General features: G+C 60.9%; 16 protein-coding genes. 13 read left to right on the top strand and 3 right to left on the bottom strand.

All coding sequences use genetic code 11. The features are described from left to right. Positions 1 to 40 precede the first annotated feature (40 nt). From trkA to hflX, 4 genes are all read left to right on the top strand, one after another. Positions 41 to 1,417: a Trk system potassium transporter TrkA gene (trkA, locus tag ASD02_RS09085; RefSeq protein ID WP_025426782.1), complete on the top strand. Its 1,377-nt coding sequence runs from the start codon at positions 41 to 43 to the stop codon at positions 1,415 to 1,417. Between the two features lie 15 nt (positions 1,418 to 1,432). Further along, positions 1,433 to 2,296 (top strand): D-amino-acid transaminase, encoded by an 864-nt coding sequence (locus tag ASD02_RS09080; protein WP_057220547.1) that lies wholly within the window; start codon positions 1,433 to 1,435, stop codon positions 2,294 to 2,296. Positions 2,297 to 2,406: 110 nt separating this feature from the next. Further along, positions 2,407 to 2,649: an RNA chaperone Hfq gene (hfq, locus tag ASD02_RS09075; RefSeq protein ID WP_003535434.1), complete on the top strand. Its 243-nt coding sequence runs from the start codon at positions 2,407 to 2,409 to the stop codon at positions 2,647 to 2,649. 78 nt (positions 2,650 to 2,727) lie between these two features. After that, the gene (hflX, locus tag ASD02_RS09070; protein WP_025426784.1) at positions 2,728 to 4,053 is read left to right on the top strand and encodes a GTPase HflX; all 1,326 of its coding nucleotides are present in this window, start codon (positions 2,728 to 2,730) and stop codon (positions 4,051 to 4,053) included. Positions 4,054 to 4,079: 26 nt separating this feature from the next. Here the strand turns inward: hflX and mazG are convergent, their stop codons facing one another. Together mazG and ASD02_RS09060 are read right to left on the bottom strand one after the other, a co-directional pair. Then, positions 4,080 to 4,913, bottom strand: a complete 834-nt coding sequence (mazG, locus tag ASD02_RS09065; protein WP_025426785.1) for a nucleoside triphosphate pyrophosphohydrolase — start codon at positions 4,911 to 4,913, stop codon at positions 4,080 to 4,082. Positions 4,914 to 4,917: 4 nt separating this feature from the next. Next, positions 4,918 to 5,505: a nucleoside deaminase gene (locus ASD02_RS09060; protein ID WP_025426786.1), complete on the bottom strand. Its 588-nt coding sequence runs from the start codon at positions 5,503 to 5,505 to the stop codon at positions 4,918 to 4,920. 231 nt (positions 5,506 to 5,736) lie between these two features. Here ASD02_RS09060 and cysG point away from each other — a divergent pair, with 231 nt between their 5' ends. The 6 genes from cysG to ASD02_RS09030 all read left to right on the top strand — a co-directional run bounded on the left by cysG (position 5,737) and on the right by ASD02_RS09030 (position 12,462). After that, the gene (cysG, locus tag ASD02_RS09055; protein ID WP_057220546.1) at positions 5,737 to 7,194 is read left to right on the top strand and encodes a siroheme synthase CysG; all 1,458 of its coding nucleotides are present in this window, start codon (positions 5,737 to 5,739) and stop codon (positions 7,192 to 7,194) included. 10 nt (positions 7,195 to 7,204) lie between these two features. Next, positions 7,205 to 7,519 (top strand): DUF2849 domain-containing protein, encoded by a 315-nt coding sequence (locus ASD02_RS09050; RefSeq protein ID WP_025426788.1) that lies wholly within the window; start codon positions 7,205 to 7,207, stop codon positions 7,517 to 7,519. 14 nt (positions 7,520 to 7,533) lie between these two features. Continuing rightward, a complete protein-coding gene (locus ASD02_RS09045; protein WP_025426789.1) occupies positions 7,534 to 9,207 on the top strand; it encodes a nitrite/sulfite reductase in 1,674 nt (557 codons plus the stop codon). A 16-nt stretch (positions 9,208 to 9,223) separates the two neighbouring features. Continuing rightward, a complete protein-coding gene (locus tag ASD02_RS09040; protein WP_025426790.1) occupies positions 9,224 to 9,724 on the top strand; it encodes a DUF934 domain-containing protein in 501 nt (166 codons plus the stop codon). Between the two features lie 147 nt (positions 9,725 to 9,871). Continuing rightward, entirely contained in the window at positions 9,872 to 10,684 is an 813-nt protein-coding gene (locus ASD02_RS09035; protein WP_025426791.1) for a ferredoxin--NADP reductase, read from the top strand. A 275-nt stretch (positions 10,685 to 10,959) separates the two neighbouring features. Further along, a complete protein-coding gene (locus ASD02_RS09030) occupies positions 10,960 to 12,462 on the top strand; it encodes an acetyl-CoA hydrolase/transferase family protein (RefSeq protein WP_025426792.1) in 1,503 nt (500 codons plus the stop codon). A 4-nt stretch (positions 12,463 to 12,466) separates the two neighbouring features. Here ASD02_RS09030 and ASD02_RS09025 read toward each other — a convergent pair whose 3' ends face one another. Further along, positions 12,467 to 13,084 (bottom strand): GntR family transcriptional regulator, encoded by a 618-nt coding sequence (locus tag ASD02_RS09025; RefSeq protein WP_025426793.1) that lies wholly within the window; start codon positions 13,082 to 13,084, stop codon positions 12,467 to 12,469. A gap of 261 nt (positions 13,085 to 13,345) precedes the next feature. On the opposite strand from ASD02_RS09025, the gene ASD02_RS09020 reads away from it, so the two are divergent. The 3 genes from ASD02_RS09020 to ASD02_RS09010 are packed head-to-tail and all read left to right on the top strand — an operon-like array spanning position 13,346 to position 18,779. Continuing rightward, positions 13,346 to 14,599, top strand: coding sequence for a ferric reductase-like transmembrane domain-containing protein (locus ASD02_RS09020; RefSeq protein ID WP_025426794.1), 1,254 nt, complete (start codon positions 13,346 to 13,348; stop codon positions 14,597 to 14,599). Between the two features lie 39 nt (positions 14,600 to 14,638). Further along, positions 14,639 to 17,866, top strand: coding sequence for a c-type cytochrome (locus ASD02_RS09015; protein ID WP_057220545.1), 3,228 nt, complete (start codon positions 14,639 to 14,641; stop codon positions 17,864 to 17,866). 22 nt (positions 17,867 to 17,888) lie between these two features. Next, positions 17,889 to 18,779, top strand: coding sequence for an OmpA family protein (locus ASD02_RS09010; protein ID WP_158407844.1), 891 nt, complete (start codon positions 17,889 to 17,891; stop codon positions 18,777 to 18,779). Positions 18,780 to 18,782 lie beyond the last annotated feature (3 nt).

Below are 18,782 nucleotides of genomic sequence, written 5' to 3'. Positions count from 1 at the left end.
TTCCGGCTGGTGGCCGCCTGTTCCTGGGTGAAAGAACGACATGAAGGTGATCATTTGTGGTGCGGGGCAGGTCGGCTACGGCATCGCCGAACGGCTTGCTCAGGAAGACAATGACGTCTCGGTGATCGACACCTCGGCGGCGTTGATTGCCAACATTACCGAAAGCCTCGATGTGCGCGGCTATGTTGGACACGGCGCCCATCCGGATGTGCTGGCAAAAGCCGGTGCCGACCAGGCCGACATGCTGATTGCGGTCACGCTGTTCGACGAAGTCAACATCGTCGCCTGCGAAGTGGCGCATGCGATCTTCAGCGTGCCGACCAAGGTCGCCCGTATCAGAGCGCAGAATTATCTGGCGCCGGAATACGCCAACCTGTTCTCCCGCGAGAACGTCCCGATCGATGTGACCATTTCGCCCGAGGTCGAAGTCGGGCGATTGGTGCTTCGGCGCATTTCGTTCCCCGGCGCTACGGATGTTGTGCGCTTTGCCGACGACCGTATTGCCATGGTGGCGATCGAGTGCATGGAAGACTGCCCGGTCGTCGACACGCCGCTGCAGCAGCTGAGCGAGCTGTTTCCCGATCTGCAGGCAACCGTGACCGGCATCTTCCGCAACGGCAAGCTGATCGTGCCGCATTCGACGGATCAATTGCAGACCGGCGACCTTGCCTATGTTGTCTGCGACCGGGATCATGCGCGCCGGACACTGTCTCTGTTCGGCCACGAAGAACAGGAAGCGCGTCGTATCGTCATCCTCGGCGGCGGCAATATCGGCTATTTCGTCGCCAAGGCGATCGAGGAAAACCAGCCGAGAACCCGCGTCAAGCTGATCGAAAGCGACCGCGACCGAGCCGTGATGATGGCTGACAAGCTCAGCAACACGGTCGTCCTCAACGGTTCGGCGATGGATCAGCGCATCCTGATGCAGGCCGACGTGCAGGACGCAGACCTGGTCGTGGCGCTGACCAACAACGACCAGATCAATATCCTCGGCAGCATGATGGCAAAACGCCTCGGTGCCAAATCGACACTCGTCCTGATCAACGAGCCGTCCTACCAGGACTTCGCGGGAACCGCCGGCGTTGATGCCTATATCAACCCGCGTGCGGTCACGATCTCGCGCGTTCTCCAGCATGTGCGCAAGGGGCGCATCCGCTCGGTCTATGCCGTCCAGAAGGGGATGGCGGAAGTGATCGAAGCAGAAGCGCTGGAGACGTCGCCGCTGGTCGGCAAGGCGCTACGCGAGCTGGATCTGCCCGACGGCATCCGCATCGGCGCCCTCTACCGGGACCAGACATTCATTCGCCCGCACGGTGACACCAAGATCAAGGCCAAGGACCGCGTGGTGCTCTTTGCGTCTGCCGATTCGGTGCGCCATGTCGAGCAGCTTTTCCGCGTCAGCATCCAGTTCTTCTGAGGTCAAACAAAAGCCATGCCGAGAATTGCCTATGTCAACGGCGCCTACGTGCCGCACGCCGATGCTGCCATCCACATCGAAGACCGCGGCTACCAGTTCGCCGACGGGGTCTACGAAGTCTGCGAGATCCGTCATGGCTTCATCGTCGATCTGACCCGGCATCTCGACCGCCTCAGCAGATCCTTAAGCGAACTTCGCATCGATTGGCCGATGAGCCGAGCCGCGCTGATCCACGTTATCCGCGAGGTGCTGCGCCGCAACCGGGTGCGAAACGGCCTGTTCTACATGCAGGTGACGCGTGGTACCGCGCGCCGCGATCACGTGTTTCCGGCAAAGGGTACTGTGCCGACCATCGTGGTGACGGCGAAACGCACCGATGCCGCAGTGATCGCCAGGAAAAATGCCGAAGGCATCTCCGCGATCACGGTTCCGGAGAACCGCTGGGATCGCGTCGAGATCAAGTCGGTCGGCTTGTTGCCGAACGTGCTTGCCCGCCAGAGGGCCAAGGAGGAGGGCGCCCACGAGGCGATCTTCGTCGACCCCGATGGTACGGTGAAAGAGGGCGCCGCCACCAACGTCTGGATCGTCGATCGCGACGGCGTGCTGCGCACGCGCCCGGCCGATCACGGTATCCTGAGAGGCATCACCCGCACGACCCTGATGGACGTCGCAGCACCTCTTGGCATCAGGATCGAGGAAAGAGCATTCACCGTCGACGACATGCTCGCAGCCCGCGAAGTCTTCATCACTGCCGCCACGAGCATCTGTTTTCCGGTCGTTTCCATCGACGGCAAACCGATCGGCAACGGTCATCCGGGAAGCATAGCACAGAATATTCGTGAAGCCTTTTTCGGCGTTGCGGAAAAGACATTGATTTGATACCAAACTGACAGAGGTGTCGGGGGAAGCGTACTTGTGACGCCTCTGATTGAAAAAATAGACAAAATGCACCGGCGCGAGACGTCGGCAAATAAGAAAGAATCGGCGCGATGGCGGAACGTTCTCAGAACTTGCAGGATCTTTTTCTCAATACGGTCCGCAAACAGAAGATTTCTCTGACAATTTTTCTTATCAATGGCGTCAAATTGACGGGCGTCGTCACGTCTTTTGACAATTTCTGTGTGTTGTTGCGCCGCGATGGTCATTCGCAGCTCGTCTACAAGCACGCGATCTCGACCATCATGCCGGGCCAGCCGCTGCAGATGTTCGAGAACGAAGAAGCCGCATCCTGACGGGACGTTAGGCACATTACCAAACGGGATTCAAAGTCGTCGTCGATCATTCCGGAGCTTGAAACGCTCCGCGACGACATGCGCGCGGTCGTGATCGTGCCGGTTCTGAAAAAGACCGGCAGGCAGGCGGCTGAAACTCTCTCTGCAACCAGCACCCGCACCGACGAAAGTCGGCTGGAGGAGGCGACTGGCCTGGCTCGGGCGATCGACCTGAACGTCGTTCATGGCGCCATCGTTTCAGTGGCTCAGCCAAAGCCGGGGACGCTGTTGGGCACCGGCAAGATCGAAGAGATTGGCCACATCCTCGTCGAACAGGATGCCGGCCTCGTCATCGTTGACCATCCGCTGACGCCCGTGCAGCAGCGCAACCTGGAAAAGGAATGGAACGCCAAGGTCATCGACCGGACGGGCCTGATCCTTGAAATCTTCGGGCGACGCGCTTCCACCAAGGAAGGCACGCTGCAGGTCGATCTGGCGCATCTCAATTATCAGAAGGGCCGGCTCGTGCGCAGCTGGACCCACCTTGAGCGTCAGCGCGGTGGTGGCGGCTTCATGGGCGGCCCCGGCGAAACTCAGATCGAGGCCGACCGGCGCCTGCTGCAGGACCGCATCGTCAAGCTCGAGCGCGAGCTGGAGCAGGTTCGCCGCACCCGGCAATTGCATCGCTCCAAGCGCAGGAAGGTTCCGCACCCGATCGTGGCGCTTGTCGGCTACACCAACGCCGGCAAATCGACGCTGTTCAACAGAATGACCGGAGCCGGCGTGCTGGCCGAGGACATGCTGTTTGCAACGCTCGACCCGACGCTGCGGCGGTTGAAACTGCCGCATGGCCGCATGGTGATCCTGTCCGACACAGTCGGCTTCATCTCCGACCTGCCGACGCATCTTGTCGCCGCCTTCCGTGCGACGCTCGAAGAGGTGCTCGAAGCCGACCTGATCCTGCATGTGCGCGATCTTTCCGATCCGGACAATCAGGCGCAGGCAAGTGACGTTCTGCGCATCCTTGCTGATCTCGGTATCGACGAGAAGGAAGCGGCAGCGAGGCTTGTCGAAGTCTGGAACAAGATCGACCGGCTTGAGCCGGAAGCGCGCGAAGCCCTGACGAACAAGGCTGCAAGCACTGATAACACCGTGGCGGTCTCGGCGATTACAGGCGAGGGCGTCGACGTGCTGCTTGCCGAGATCGGTCGTCGTCTGTCCGGCGTCTTGACAGAGTGCACCGTCGTTCTCGGCGTCGATCAGTTGCAGCTTCTGCCCTGGGTCTACGAACACGCGATCGTCGATGGTCGCGAAGATCTCGAGGACGGCACGGTCAGCCTCGATCTGCGCCTGACCGAAAACGAGGCTGTGGACCTGGAGCGGCGTCTCGGCAACGGGCCGAAGCCGGTCGCCGAAGACTGGTAAGATCTTCTGCCTGAGGCGCTATCGCCTCAGGCCAATTGCCGTTCGATCGCCTTGGCCGCTTGCCAGAGTTCTTCCATCCGTTCCAGCGTTGCCGCCTCGAGCGTTTCTCCGTGAGCTTCAAGCTCATGCTCGATATGGGCAAAACGGCGGCGGAACTTGGTGTTGGTGCCGCGCAGCGCCATTTCAGGGTCGGCGCCGACATGCCGGCCGATATTCACCACCGCAAAGATCAGGTCGCCGAGTTCATCGGCTACCTTCGCACGGTCCTTTTCCCGCAGCGCTTGGCGCAGCTCGCCGATCTCTTCCTCGATCTTGTCGAGGATCGGTTCAGGCTCCGACCAGTCGAAACCGACTTTGGCGGCGCGCTCCTGAAGCTTCAGCGCCTCGATAAGGGCCGGGAAGCTGCGCTGGATCGAGCCCAGATGACTGGCAGCGCCGTCGGATGGCAGGCCGCGTGTGGCGCGCCGCGCCTGGCGCTCGGCCTTTTCAGCCTGCTTGATCTTGTCCCACTGGGTCTTGACCGTTTCCGGCGTGTCGGCGTCCGAACGGGCGAAAACATGCGGGTGGCGGCGGATCATCTTGCGCGTAACGGCCTCGACGACATCGCCGAAGGCGAATTCGCCGGCCTCTTCGGCCATGCGGGCGTGAAAAACCACCTGCAGCAGCAGGTCGCCCAGCTCGTCGCAAAGGTCATGCATGTCGCCGCGCTCGATTGCGTCGGCAACTTCGTAGGCTTCCTCGATCGTATAGGGCTTGATCGTTTCGAACGTCTGGACGACGTCCCAGGGGCAGCCGGTCTCCGGCTGCCTGAGCGCCTGCATGATGTCGAGAAGGCCCTTGATGTCGCGTGATGGTTCCATGGGATCAGTTCAACGGAATGGCGTTGTCGTTTTTGCCCGACTGGTAGCTGTCGGACAGGTGCTGATAGCGCTCGCGGATGCGCGCGTCCTGGGCCGCAAGCTTCTCTCGCGTTGACTGGTCGGCGTCCTTTGCGACCGCTGCGATCGACGACGACGTCCAGAAGGCGTTGTTCTGCGCGTAGCCGCCGGGTTCAAGCAGGAACACTTCCTTCAGGATCTTCAGGTCGTGCGGAATGGAGAAGCTGTCGCGCGAATCTTCGTGGCTGAAGAAATAGTAGAAATTGTCAAAGCCCGCCCAGGTGATCGCCGACAGGCACATCGAGCAAGGCTCGTGCGTGGAAAGGAAGATCAGATCGCGCGTGTCAGGCTTTTCTGCCATCTCGTAGAAGCGCTTGAGCGTGTGCACTTCACCGTGCCAGAGCGGGTTTTCGGTCTCGTTGTTGGTCTCGGCGAGAACGAGAGAAAGGTCTGTTTTGCGCAGGATCGCGGCGCCGAACACCTTGTTGCCTGCGGCGACACCCTTTTCCGTCAGGGGCAGGATGTCCTGCTCGATCACGTTGAGCAGCCGTTCGGCCAGTTCGGATTGTGTCATGTCTTCAGTCTCCGGCAGATGTGTTGCGGCATTTAACGGAGGTTGCCCCTTTGGCGCAATGGCCACCGACAGCGCCACCGGCCGGCCCTTCCGGAGATATTTGCTCAAAATGCTGCATGGCCGAGCAAAACAATACGTGACCCGAAAGCCATTGAAATTTCTGTTTCTTCAATTGCCGTGGGCTATGCGGGATATTCAGCGGAGCCTGTAGTAGGAACCGATTGCAAGAACATGGTGCAGCAGCTCTCCGTCTTTCCCGCATTCTTTCGCGTCGCGCAAAAGCGCGTGGCGGTGTTCGGCAATGGCGACGAGGCCTTTGCAAAGGTGCGGTTGCTGCTCAACACCGAAGCTTCGATCGTCGTCTACGCGGACGCGCCCGAGGCAGACTTCGCGGCATACCTCGGCGAGCGCGTGATTGAAACCGTGCGCGATACCTTCGCTCCGCACCAGCTTGAAGGCGTCATCCTTGTGTTTGCCGCGACTGGCAATGCGGCCAAGGATCGCCAGATCGTCATTGCTGCACGCGAACAGAAAATCCCGGCAAATGCCGTCGACCAGCCCGACTACTGCGATTTCTTCACGCCGGCGCTCGTCAATCGCGCACCAGTTGCCGTTGCGATCGGCACCGAAGGCGCCGGCCCGGTGCTTGCCCAGATGATCCGGGCACAGATCGACCAGCTGCTGTCGCCGTCGCTGGGGCTCGTTGCGTCGCTCGCAGCCAGCTATCGTGATGCCGTCGATCGACTGGTGCCGCGCGGCGTTGCGCGCCGCCTGTACTGGCGCCGTTTCTTCCAGGGGCCGGTTGCGGACAAGGTTGCGCTGGGTGATGTCGCCGCCGCGCGCCGCGAGGCTTCTCGCCTGCTTGATGCCGCGCTTGCCACCGCGGGCCACGTCTGGCTCGTCGGCGCCGGTCCGGGCGCCGAAGACCTGCTGACGCTCAGGGCGCAGCGCGTGATGATGGAAGCCGATGCGATCGTCTATGATGCGCTGGTGCCGCAGGCGATCGTCGATATGGGTCGCCGCGATGCGGAAAGGCTCTCCGTCGGCAAGCGCAAGGGTTGCCACACGAAGTCGCAGGACGAGATCAACCAGCTGCTGGTGGAGCTCGCGGGTGAGGGCAAGCGCGTCGTTCGCCTGAAATCCGGCGATCCGCTTGTCTACGGCCGTGCTGGCGAAGAGATGGCAGCATTGCGCGATGCGGGCATTACCTATGAGATCGTGCCGGGCATCACTTCCGCCTTTGCCGCTGCTGCCGATTTCGAACTGCCGCTGACCCTGCGCGGCGTCGCGTCGTCACTGGTCTTTACAACCGGCCATGATCTGACCGGTGAAGTGCTGCCCGACTGGGCGCGGCTTGCCGTCTCCGGCGCCACGATCGCCGTCTATATGGGCCGCACTGTCGCTGCGTCGGTTGCCGGTCGCTTGATGCAGGCGGGCTTGCCCGCAGAAACCACCGTGGCTGTGATCGAGAACGCCAGCCGTGCCGATCGCCGGCTGATGCATGGCACGCTGAAGGACTTGCCGGACCTAGAGGGCCGCACGGAACTTTCCGGCCCGGTGATGGTCATTATCGGTGACGCTGTCGCCGGCGCGAATTTCGAGCGTTCCGAGCCTCTGGTGGCGGGCAAACGCACCAACAAGCAAACGAAGATCGAAGCTGCGGAGCGCAGCGAACAGATTCTGAACTAAGGGAAACGTCATGGTGAACAAGGTTTTGACGGCAAATCGGCTTTCGGATGGCATATCCGTCTGGCTGGATGCCTCGGGCAACTGGGTCGAATCGCTCCAGCAGGCCTTCATCGCCCGCCATGCCGAGGCGGTCACCGCACTGGAAGCGACAGGCAAGGTTGCCTTCGACGACAACAAGGTGGTCGATGCCAATGTCGTCGACGTCGAGGAAGTCAACGGCACCCTGCGGCCCTTGCGCATGCGCGAGCGTATCCGGGCCGAAGGCCCTTCGATCCCCTATGCCGCCGGATACAATGGCCTTGCCGGCCCGAACTTTGCTGCCTGAGGAACCGATACAACATGTACCGTTACGATGAATTCGATCATGCCTTCGTCTCCTCGCGCGTCGACCAGTTCCGCGATCAGGTCGAGCGCCGCCTGAGTGGCGAGTTGGCCGAAGACGCATTCAAGCCGCTGCGCCTGATGAATGGCGTATACCTGCAGTTGCACGCCTACATGCTGCGCGTTGCGATCCCCTATGGCACGCTGTCCAGCCGCCAGATGCGTATGCTCGCCCACATCGCCCGCAAGTATGACCGCGGCTATGGCCACTTCACCACCCGTCAGAACATCCAGTACAACTGGCCGCGCCTTTCCGACACGCCGGATATCCTGGATGAGCTGGCAAGCGTCGAGATGCACGCGTTGCAGACGTCGGGCAATTGCATTCGCAATGTGACGGCCGATCATTTCGCCGGCGCTGCTGCCGATGAAGTCGCTGATCCAAGGCCTTATGCCGAAATCCTCAGACAATGGTCGAGCGTTCACCCGGAATTCTCGTTCCTGCCGCGCAAGTTCAAGATTGCTGTCACAGGTGCTGAGCGCGACCGCGCCGCGATCCAGGTGCACGACATCGGCCTGCACCTGAAAAAGGATGAGGACGGCCGCATCGGCTTTGCCGTTTATGTCGGTGGCGGACAGGGCCGCACGCCGATGATTGCCAAGAAGATCCGGGACTTCCTGCCGGAAGAGGACCTGCTGTCCTACACGACGGCGATCATGCGCGTGTACAACCTGCATGGCCGTCGCGACAACAAGTACAAGGCGCGCATCAAGATCCTCGTCCACGAAACCGGTGCCGAAGAGCTTTCCCGTCAGGTCGAGGTCGAGTTCGCGGCGCTGAAGGATACGGAGCTGAAGCTTCCAGAAGCTGATATTCAGGCCATCTCCACCTATTTCGCGCCGCCAGCGCTGGAGCCGCGTGCCGAGGGCTGGGAAAGTCTGGCGCGCTGGAAGAAGACCGATCCGGAATTCTCACGCTGGGTTCACCAGAACGTGCAGCCGCACAAGCATCCGGACTACGGCATGGTGACGATCTCGCTGAAGCCGATCGGCGGCATTCCGGGGGACGCGACCGACGCGCAGATGGAGGCTGTTGCAGACATCGCCGAGGAGTATGCCTTCGACGAGATCCGTGTCAGCCACGAGCAGAACCTGATCCTGCCGCATGTGGCTCTGGCTGATCTGGAGCCGATCTACCGGGCGCTCGTCGTTGCCGGCCTGGCGACAGCCAATGCCGGACTGATCACCGATATCATTGCCTGTCCCGGGCTCGACTACTGCGCGCTTGCAAATGCGCGCTCCATCCCGGTGGCGCAGGAGATCTCGACGCGCTTCGGCGCGCCTGAACGTCAGGCTGAGATCGGCGAACTGAAGATCAAGATCTCCGGCTGCATCAATGCCTGCGGCCATCACCACGTTGGCCATATCGGCCTGCTCGGCGTAGAGAAGAAGGGGGCGGAACTCTATCAGATCACGCTCGGCGGCTCCGGCGACGAGAACACGTCGATCGGCGAGATCATCGGTCGCGGTTTCGAACCGGAAAAGGTGACCGACGCGATCGAAACGATCGTCGATACCTATCTCGGGCTGCGCAATGACAAGTCGGAGACGTTCCTCGAAGCGTACCGTCGCGTCGGCCCGCAACCCTTCAAGGACGCGCTCTACGGCGGCAGCGCACAGGAAGCCGCTTGAGGCGCAAGGAACGGACATGACAAAAATCTGGAAAGAAACCGGCTTTGTGAGCGACGATCCCTGGATCATCGAAAACGACGAGACCAAAGCGGGTTCCAACGAGAAGGCGATACTCGGCTTCGAGACGTTTCTCGCCAAGGTGGCTGAGACGGACGAGGTGGGTTTAGGCGTAGTCGTCGCTCCTGCAGATGACGTTGCCAAGCTACAACCCTATCTCGATCGTATTGCGCTGGTCGCGGTCGCGTTCCCGGCCTTCAATGACGGGCGGGCTTTCAGCCATGCGTCGCTGCTGCGCGCGCGGCTTGGTTTTGCCGGTGAGGTGAGGGCTGTCGGCGACGTTCTGATCGATCAGATCCCGTTGATGCTGCGTTGCGGCGTCGACAGTTTCGCGGTAACCAATGCCACGGCCCTGAAGCGTCTGACGGAAGGCCGGTTGCCCGGTATCGCCAACCACTATCAGCCGACCGCGAGACCCTCTGCTGACGCCAGGTCCTATAGCTGGCGGCGCGTTTCTTGAAGGCAGTGCTGACCGCGACAGTGTGAAGCACGCCGAAATGCGCGAAAGCGACTATATTTAGAAGGGAATTCCTTCCCGTTGAGTGCGGCTTGGAATATCCGCGTATTGTTGATAGACAGGGTCATCATTTACAGGACTGTAGCCACGATGAATGCTCCGGCAAAAACGGAAGATTTCGCGATCCAGGCACCCGCCGGTGTCTTCGTTGAAACGGTGACGAGCGTCACCCACTATACGGATCGGCTCTTCCGCTTCCGCATGACCCGTCCTGCGGAGTTCCGCTTCCGCTCCGGCGAGTTTGCGATGATTGGTTTGATGGTCGGCGACAAACCCGTCTACCGCGCCTACTCGATCGCAAGCCCGGCCTGGGACGAGGAACTCGAATTCTTCTCGATCAAGGTTCCTGATGGCCCGCTGACATCTCACCTGCAGGCGATCAAGCCAGGCGACAAGGTGCTGATGCGCAAGAAGCCGACCGGCACGCTGGTGCTCGACGCGCTGGTTCCCGGCCGCAGGCTCTACATGTTCTCGACCGGCACCGGCATTGCGCCTTTCGCCAGCCTGATCCGCGACCCCGAGACCTACGAGAAGTTTGAGGAAGTCATCCTCACGCACACCTGCCGCGATGTGGCCGAGCTGAAATACGGTTTCGACCTCGTCGAGGAAATTCGCAATCACGAATTCCTGAACGAGATCGTCGGCGACAAGCTTCGCCATTATGCGACGGTGACCCGCGAGGACTATCCCTTCAAGGGCCGTGTGACCGACCTGATGGTCAACGGCAAATTCTTTGCCGATCTCGGTCTGCCGCCGCTCGACCCAGCCATCGATCGCGGAATGATCTGCGGCTCGACGGCAATGTTGAAGGACACCAAGGAAATCCTCGAGGCCGCAGGCCTGACCGAGGGGTCCAACAACAAGCCGGCCGAGTTCGTCATCGAGCGCGCCTTTGTCGGCTAACTGACGACAAGATACGAAACATCGTCGCAGCATTTGGAGGGCGCATCATCGGGTGCGCCCTTTTTCGCATCTGTGCGACAGTCGCGACCGGAGCATGAGCTATGCGTTTCCGGCAGCCCCGATCTGAGCAATCAGCGTACCGGCAGCCTTTCGCAGACACTATCGTTCCCCAGCATTTTCATATGTCGCTCGACCGCGTCCATGCGGAACGAACGGCCAAGAAGGAGTCCCCGCCGGAGATCGCCGGCGACAGCGGATCTTGCAGGGAGTGGCCCATGAGCCTTGAGACCAGAATTCGCCGCAAATCGTTGCATGACCGGATCGTCACGCCGGAGGCGGCGGCGGCGCTCATCGAGGATGGCATGACGATCGGCATGAGCGGCTTTACCAAGGCAGGCGACGCCAAGGCGGTGCCGTTGGCCATGGCGCAGCGTGCGGCGCAGGAGAAGTTTCGCATCACCTTGATGACCGGGGCCTCGCTTGGGCACGACATCGACAAGATCCTGACGGAAGCGGGTGTTCTCGCACGCCGGCTTCCCTTCCAGTCCGATCCGGCCCTTCGCGCGGCGATCAACCGCGGCGAGGTCATGTTCATCGACCAGCATCTGTCTGAGACCGTCGAGCAACTCCGCTCCGGCCAGATCAGCCCGATCGACTATGCCGTCGTCGAGGCCGTGGCGATCACCGAGGATGGCGGCATCGTTCCTTCGACATCGGTCGGCAACTCCGCAAGTTTTGCGATCCTCGCCAAGAAAGTGATTGTCGAGCTCAATCTCAGCCACAGCCCGGAGCTTGAGGGGCTGCACGACATCTACATCCCGGCGAAACGCCCATCGCGCACGCCGATCCCGGTCGTTGCCTGCGACATTCGCGTCGGCTCGCCCTATATCCCTGTTGATCCGGACAAGATTGCCGCGATCGTCATCACCGAAAAGCAGGACAGTGCCGCGCGCATTTCGCCGCCCGATGCCGAGACCAATTCGATCGCGGGCCACCTGATCGGCTTTCTTCAGGACGAGGTGCGCAAGGGTAGGCTCGACATGACGTTGAACCCGTTGCAGGCGGGTATTGGCGTTATTGCGAATTCGGTTCTGAGCGGCCTCGTCGACAGCCCCTTTCATGATCTGCGCATGTACAGCGAAGTGCTGCAGGACAGCACCTTCGAGCTCTTTGAGGCCGGCAAGCTCAGCTTCGCCTCGGCGGCATCGATGACGCTGAGCAGCGCCTGGGCCGATCGCGTCTTTCGCAACATCCGCGCCTACAAGGACAGGGTGATCCTGCGGCCGCAGGAGGTCAGCAACCACCCGGAAATCATCCGGCGCCTGGGCGTCATCGGCATCAACACCGCGCTCGAGTTCGATATCTACGGCAACGTCAATTCGACCCATGTCGGCGGCACCGACATGATGAACGGCATCGGCGGTTCCGGCGATTTTGCCCGCAACGCCTTCCTGTCGATCTTCGTCGCCAAATCGGTGGCCAAGGGTGGGGCGATCTCGTCCGTGGTGCCGATGGTTTCCCATGTGGACCACACGGAGCATGACGTCGATATTCTGGTCACCGAGCACGGGCTTGCGGATCTCCGCGGGCTGGCGCCGCGCGAGCGCGCGCCGATCATCATCCGCAACTGTTGCCATCCCGCTTACCGCGAGTTGCTGGGGGATTACTTCAAGCGGGCTGTTGCAGCGCGTGCGGGGCAGACGCCGCATATCCTCGAGGAAGCCTTCGACTGGCATGTACGTCGGCTGAAGACGGGCAGCATGTTGCCGGGCGCCTGATGCCTCAATCCCGAGCCAGGTAGTCCATCAAGGCTGACATCGCCGCCGCGGCACCCTCGGCGTCGGCAAGCACGATGGCGTCGATCGCCTCGATGTGGCGGTCGACCGATCCGCGCATTCGCTCAACGGTTGCGTCGGCAAACCAGATGCGTCGAGCGTGCGTCTGCAGCGGGGCGAGGGCGGCCGTCAGGAACGTATTGGGGCAGGCCTCCTCCATCAGTTCATCGAAGACCTTGTCGGCCACGAGGAAGCCTTCGAGATCGCCGGCATCCGCGCATCGGCTCATCTCTGCGGCGCATCCCTTCATGGCTCGTCGTGCATCCGCGTCGGCATGCTCCGCCACCAGGCTTGCCGCCAGCGGTTCCAGCTTTTGACGGGTTTGCATCACATGCGCTCGATCGTCCGGCCCGATTGTCGTTATCTGCAGGCCGACACGCGGGCGAACCTCCATCAGTTCCTGCCAGGCGAGTTTCTGAATGGCTTCACGCACGGGCGTACGGCCATGACCGGCAAGCTCGATCAGCTGCTTTTCCGTCAGCAGCATGCCGGGCACAAGCTTGAGCGTGACGATCAGTCGCTCGAGGGCGAGATAGGCGAGGTGGGCCTGGGAGTGAACCGACATACGCATCCCACAGTTTCTGATATATCAGAACGTGGCACAGTTTCGTTTCGATGGCAAACGAACTGATGACCACTAATCAGGAAGGATTATGCTGGTCGAAGTAATCATTATGAGTCGGTAAAAGCTTCAGATTTCAATGGCCTGAATAAAAGTGCTCGTTCGGCCGTTCCAGCCTTGAATGGTGTTGACGAAGAGGAAACTGCTTGTCAGTCTTCTCTAAAAAGAACGTCGGACATCGACGTTGAGGGGCTTGGGCTGAAGGTGGGTGCGTTTCTGGTCTGGTCGCTGATTGTGTTTGCGGGGCTGCTTGCCGTCCCGGCGGTCAGCCATACGAACGCGCAGACGACGTTCTCGCTGATGGCGTCCTCGATGGCTTTCGTCGGAATGGCGATTGCGCAGTTCATGGCGGCACGTCCGCCCGTCATCGAACCGCTGTTCGGCGGGCTCGACCGCATCTATCACCTTCATCGCCGGATCGGCATCTCCGTGCTGATGCTCATTCTCGTCCATTATTTCCTGACGCCTGATTTCAAGGGGCTGTCGTTCACCAGCGGTTTGAACCAGCTTGCTGCCTCCGCCGGCAAGTATGGCTTCTACGGGCTGACGGCGCTGCTTGTTCTCAGCATCGTCAAGATCATCCCGAAGACCAGAATCGAGATACCCTATCACCTGTGGCGTTATACCCATCGGTTCATCGGGCTCTTGTTCGCGCTTGTCGCGTTCCACCAGATGTTCATCAAGCGCCCCTATGACAGCACGGCGCTGCTGGCGGTCTATCTCAATGCGTTCGCAGCACTCGGGATCCTCAGCTACGCCTATACGCAGCTTCTGCCGTGGCTGAGGACGCGATGCTACGAGGTTTCCGAGGTCGAAAAGCACGATGGTGCGACGATCATTTCGGCGCGTTCAAAGGGGCGCGCGCTGAGGGCCAAACCGGGGCAGTTCGGTTTCCTGCGTGTCCTGAAGGCTGGTCTGCGCGAGCCGCACCCCTTCACAATCGCCGACATCGATGGCAACGGCACGGTGCGCTTCGCCATCAAGCCGCTCGGCGACTATACGCAGGCGTTGCGCGATCAGATTGCTGTCGGCGACCGGTTGAAGCTCGAAGGCGGATACGGCCAGTTCAATCACCGACGCGGGGCGAAGAAGCAGATCTGGCTTGCCGGAGGTATCGGGGTCACGCCGTTTCTCGCCATGGCCAGCCATTTGAAGGGCGATGAGGACCAGGACATCCACATGGTCTATTGCGTGCGCGACCGAAAGGAAGCCATCGGCCTTGAAACCTTCGAGGCGCAGGCGGAAAAGCTCGGCAACTTCAGCTTCGTGCTGCACGATTCGGCCACAGACGGGCGGCTGGACGCGGCCAAACTGGCGGCGGGCAGCGTCATCGATCCGGGCGAGGCCGATCTTTGGTTCTGCGGTCCTGCGCCGCTGCGGGAGGCGATCGTCAAAGGGTTGAAAGAGCTTGGAAAGAAGCCGCGTCGCGTAGAGTTCGAACAGTTTCAGTTTCGATAGCAGTTTTATTGAAGATTTTTGGATTAAGGGAGTACGGCCATGCGCAGTCTGCGTGAAATGCGAGCGAACGTCTCGTCAGGTGCCGGCATCCGCAATAGGCACGCACTGGCTCTGGCCGCCGGTCTGCTGGCCGCCATGCTCTGTCCCGGCGTCGCATCGGTGCGCGACGCTTTCGCCGAGGACGCCTTCTCGACCTACAAGGCGAATGTCGAGAACGGCAAGTACATGTTCAACGCCGCTGGTTGTGGCGCCTGCCACGGGTCGGGCGACGAAACTGGACTGCTGTCCGGCGGCATGGAGATGAACACGGCGATCGGCACTTTCTACGCGCCGAACATTTCGCCCCATGCCAACGGCATCGGTGGCTGGAGCAACGCCCAGTTCCTCAACGCTGTCATGGTCGGGCTTGATCGTGACGGCAACAATCTCTACCCGGTCATGCCCTACACATCCTATGGCGGTATGAAGCCGGAGGACGTGCTCGATATCAAGGCTTACGTCGAGACCTTGCCGCAATCAGACGCCGTCTCGAAGGAACATGAGATCGCTTTTCCTTTTAGTCGGCAAACGACCATAACTCTCTGGAAACGCAGCAATTTCACAGTTCAAGCCTACCAGCCGCGCGAAGCGTCGCAGATGGAGCGTGGCCGTTACCTGGTCGAAAATGTCGGTGGCTGTGGCGACTGTCACACGCCGCGCACGACGACTTATGGGCTCGACCTTGAAAGAGCTTTTCACGGCGAGAAGGGGCTGACCGGTGCGGTCGCACCGGATATCGGCAAGGCGAAGATGGCGGGGCTCACTGCGCCGGAAGTGTTTACCACGGGCCTTATAGACGAAGGCAAGAAGCTTTCGGGCGCACCGATCAGCGACCCGGTCATGCGACGGATCGCCAAGGGACTTTCGATACTCAGCGACGACGATCGTCGCGCGATCTACGCGTTCCTGTCCGATCGCGAGGTGAAAGCACCGGCGCCGGTGGCGCAGTCTGTGACGGCAGTGTGCAAGGAGACCACGGCCTCGACGGCGCTGACCGGCGACAATGCCGAACTCGCCCAACAGGCCGATGCCTTCATCGGCAAGTATTGCCGCAACTGCCATGGGCCGGGTGAAAGCTCTCAAGGCAGCTACCCCGCCGGTGAGCTGACGTCGATCGCCGCCGATGCCAATTTCGTCACGCCGGGCAATGCTGCGAAATCGCGCCTCTTCACCTCGGTCACCAGCGGCCGCATGCCGCTTGGCAAGCGCCCGACGGACGAAGAGGTCAAGGTGCTCGAGGACTGGATCAATTCGCTCAGCGAAAAGAACCTGCCGCAGACGGCAGCCACCAAACCCGCCCGATCGCGCCCGATGCTGTCCCATGACCAGTTCGTCGAGGCGGCGCTCAAGGACATTTCCAAGGTCAGTGCGCTTGATCGTCAGCACATGCGCTATTTCTCCTACCGTGACCAGTATAACGGCATGATGGGTTGCGAAGACGACGCCACGTTCATGAAGCGCATGGACGTGCTGGCCGGTGGCTTCAAGAAGCTGCTGAATTCCTTGTCCTATGGCCCGAAGCTGGTGGTGCCGGCGGAGGTGGACGGCACCAATGGTCTGCTCGTCCGGGTCGATCTGCGCGAGCTGCAGTGGGATAACGCTGATTACGATTTCCTGATCAAGCGCTATTTCTACGGCGTTGATCCGACGAGCGATGCGTCGCTTCAGGCGCTTTCCACCGAGACGCATACGCAACTGCCGATCATGCGGATCGACTGGTTCATGAGCAATGGCGCCCGGCCGGAGGTCTATAACAGACTGATGAAGCTGCCGACGCATATTCGCGAGCTGGAAACGCGCTTCAAGATCGATGTCGACGACAACATAAGGCGGCGTAACGTTCTGCGTGCCGGCTTTGCTGACGGTTCGTCCGGCGTATCGGACCACAATCGCATGCTCGAGCGTCACGACATGCCGTTTGGCGGCTACTATTGGAAATCCTACGATTTCGCCGGCGATGTCGGCAAACAGGTGCTCAAGCGTTTTCCGCATGGACCCAAGGAGTTGGGTGCGCTCGATGCCGGCCTTGTGCCGTTCGAGCACGACGGTGGCGAGATGATCTTTTCACTGCCCAACGGCATGCAGGGTTATTATCTGTCGACCGCGGCAGGAAAACAGCTCGATGTCGGGCCGACGACCATCGTTTCGTTCCGTGACCGGCCGATCGGCAAGGGCGTGGAGATCGTCAATGCCCGCTCCTGCTTCGATTGCCACGCCGATGGCATTCTGTCGAAACGTGATCAGTTGCGCGAGCATATCGCCACGTCGACGCTGTTCAGCAAGGACCAGCAGGGCGTGCTGTTGGCCATGTACGTGAAGCAGGAGGAGCTGGACGAGGCCTACCGCAAGGACCGCGAACGCTTCGTCGAGGCTCTGCAAAAACTCGACGTAACCGAACCGACGCCGGATGGCGGGCTTCAGAGCAAGCACGCACCCGGCGACGCCGAGATCGTCACCTACTTTGCCGACAAGTATGAAGATGAGCTCGACTTCGATGCTCTGGCGGCGGAGTTCGACATGACGCCGCAGCAGTTTTCTGAGGCGATCAAGCGAGTAGCGGAAGTGGATGTCCTGCGTCTCGGGCTTGATTGGGTCACGACGCTCGAAGCTGGCGGGACTGTTCCGCGCAACGAGGTCGAACAGCAATATGCCCTGTTGCTGGAGCCGCTCGCCCAGCGGCGCCCGCTCGATACCAGCACGATCGTCGTTGCCGGCACCGAGCAGCAGTCGGAGGAAAAACCGCAATCCGTAGCCGCAGCCGCGCCTGACTATCGCAAGCAGGAGAAGGCTGGCGGCACCAAGCTTGAGCTTGCCTTGAAGGTGCCGACGACGACGGCCAAGGTCGGTGACCAGCTGTCGTTCGAACTCAGCGTCAATCAGGCCTGCGAACTGCAGATCCTCTATGTCGAGGAAAACGGCAATGTCGAAATCATCCCAGATGAGATGATCGGCCACACGACGCTGCAGCCCGGCGAAAGCAGGCTGATCCCGCAGCCGGGAACCGGCACGCTGACCTTCGATACGGCAGCGCCCGCCGAAACCATGCTGGCCTTCTGCCGGGTTGGCGGTCTGGCCGATCAAAGGCTCACGGTGGAGAAAGCGCGCGCATTCGTCGCCCAATCGAAGTTGCCGCCGACGCGCGGATTGGCGGTCAATCTCGCGAAGAAGGCGCAGGCCGACAACGGCGCCAGCAGCGTGCAGATGGTAACTTTCGAGATTAGAGAATAGCGGATGCGCGATGGATGAATTGATGAAAGGGTTGATCGTCGCATCCGCAATGCTTTTGCCGCCCGCTTACCCGGCGCGCGCCTGCGACGCGTTAGTGAAAACCTCGGAGGCTCTCAACAGGGGCGACGAGGTCGGGGCGCGGGCAGCGGCCGCGCCGGAGCGCACGAATGCATGTTCGAGTACCGAGGCAGCGCTTACCCGGCGTGTAGCGGCGCTAGCAACGTTCAATCGCATCGCCAACGCAGTCGGGGCCGGTGCCAGGCTCGATACTTTCGAGGGTGAGCTTGAAGCTGTGCTGAGCGACGTCGGTGGGCCTTGGCAGATCCTCGACGCGCTCGGCGACATCGACCGGGAGCGAAAGAACTATGAACGTGCGGCAACCTATTACCAGCAGGCACTTGAGGATGCGGCCAACGAGGAACTGACGCCCGAGTGGATGGCGCCGGACAAGGCTTACATTCTGCGCCTCGATCGGCTCGCCTCCGAGATGCGGCTTGCAGCAATCAAGCCGGTGAAGCTTGCGATGCGCGGCGCCTGCAAGTTCTCCTATCGCGGTGTCTCGATCAGAAAGAAGGCGACGCCGGTTCGCTATGTCTTCGGAACAGCCGAGTTCACGCCTGAAGGGTTGCAGTCGGCAAAGGATTTGTTCGAGTGCCTGAAATCGGCAAAGGCGGATGCAATTACCTTGATCGGCCATACTGATCCGATCGGCAGCGCTGAGGCGAACCTGAAACTGTCGTTGGCAAGGGCCGAGGCGCTTGCCAACTATCTTGTCGGTGCTGGCTACAAGGGCACCTGGACGACGATTGGCAAGGGCGAGGAGGAGCCGTTCAAACCGGATGATCCGGGTGCCTACGACGAAGCGATGCTACATCAGTTGGATCGCCGCGTCGAAGTTGATGTGGAGAAATAGGCT

It is taken from the genome of Ensifer sp. Root1252, from assembly GCF_001425885.1.
Classification (GTDB): Bacteria; Pseudomonadota; Alphaproteobacteria; order Rhizobiales; family Rhizobiaceae; genus Ensifer; species Ensifer canadensis.
Note: the sequence above shows the minus strand (reverse complement) of the source record. Positions and strands in the feature narration are given on the sequence as shown.

Bases quoted from the DNA above. Each gene is read 5' to 3' on its own strand.
- trkA (WP_025426782.1), top strand. From the start codon at position 41: ATGAAGGTGATCATTTGTGGTGCGGGGCAGGTCGGCTACGGCATCGCC.
- ASD02_RS09080 (WP_057220547.1), top strand. From the start codon at position 1,433: ATGCCGAGAATTGCCTATGTCAACGGCGCCTACGTGCCGCACGCCGAT.
- hfq (WP_003535434.1), top strand. From the start codon at position 2,407: ATGGCGGAACGTTCTCAGAACTTGCAGGATCTTTTTCTCAATACGGTC.
- hflX (WP_025426784.1), top strand. From the start codon at position 2,728: ATGCGCGCGGTCGTGATCGTGCCGGTTCTGAAAAAGACCGGCAGGCAG.
- mazG (WP_025426785.1), bottom strand. From the start codon at position 4,913: ATGGAACCATCACGCGACATCAAGGGCCTTCTCGACATCATGCAGGCG.
- ASD02_RS09060 (WP_025426786.1), bottom strand. From the start codon at position 5,505: ATGACACAATCCGAACTGGCCGAACGGCTGCTCAACGTGATCGAGCAG.
- cysG (WP_057220546.1), top strand. From the start codon at position 5,737: ATGGTGCAGCAGCTCTCCGTCTTTCCCGCATTCTTTCGCGTCGCGCAA.
- ASD02_RS09050 (WP_025426788.1), top strand. From the start codon at position 7,205: ATGGTGAACAAGGTTTTGACGGCAAATCGGCTTTCGGATGGCATATCC.
- ASD02_RS09045 (WP_025426789.1), top strand. From the start codon at position 7,534: ATGTACCGTTACGATGAATTCGATCATGCCTTCGTCTCCTCGCGCGTC.
- ASD02_RS09040 (WP_025426790.1), top strand. From the start codon at position 9,224: ATGACAAAAATCTGGAAAGAAACCGGCTTTGTGAGCGACGATCCCTGG.
- ASD02_RS09035 (WP_025426791.1), top strand. From the start codon at position 9,872: ATGAATGCTCCGGCAAAAACGGAAGATTTCGCGATCCAGGCACCCGCC.
- ASD02_RS09030 (WP_025426792.1), top strand. From the start codon at position 10,960: ATGAGCCTTGAGACCAGAATTCGCCGCAAATCGTTGCATGACCGGATC.
- ASD02_RS09025 (WP_025426793.1), bottom strand. From the start codon at position 13,084: ATGTCGGTTCACTCCCAGGCCCACCTCGCCTATCTCGCCCTCGAGCGA.
- ASD02_RS09015 (WP_057220545.1), top strand. From the start codon at position 14,639: ATGCGCAGTCTGCGTGAAATGCGAGCGAACGTCTCGTCAGGTGCCGGC.
- ASD02_RS09010 (WP_158407844.1), top strand. From the start codon at position 17,889: ATGAAAGGGTTGATCGTCGCATCCGCAATGCTTTTGCCGCCCGCTTAC.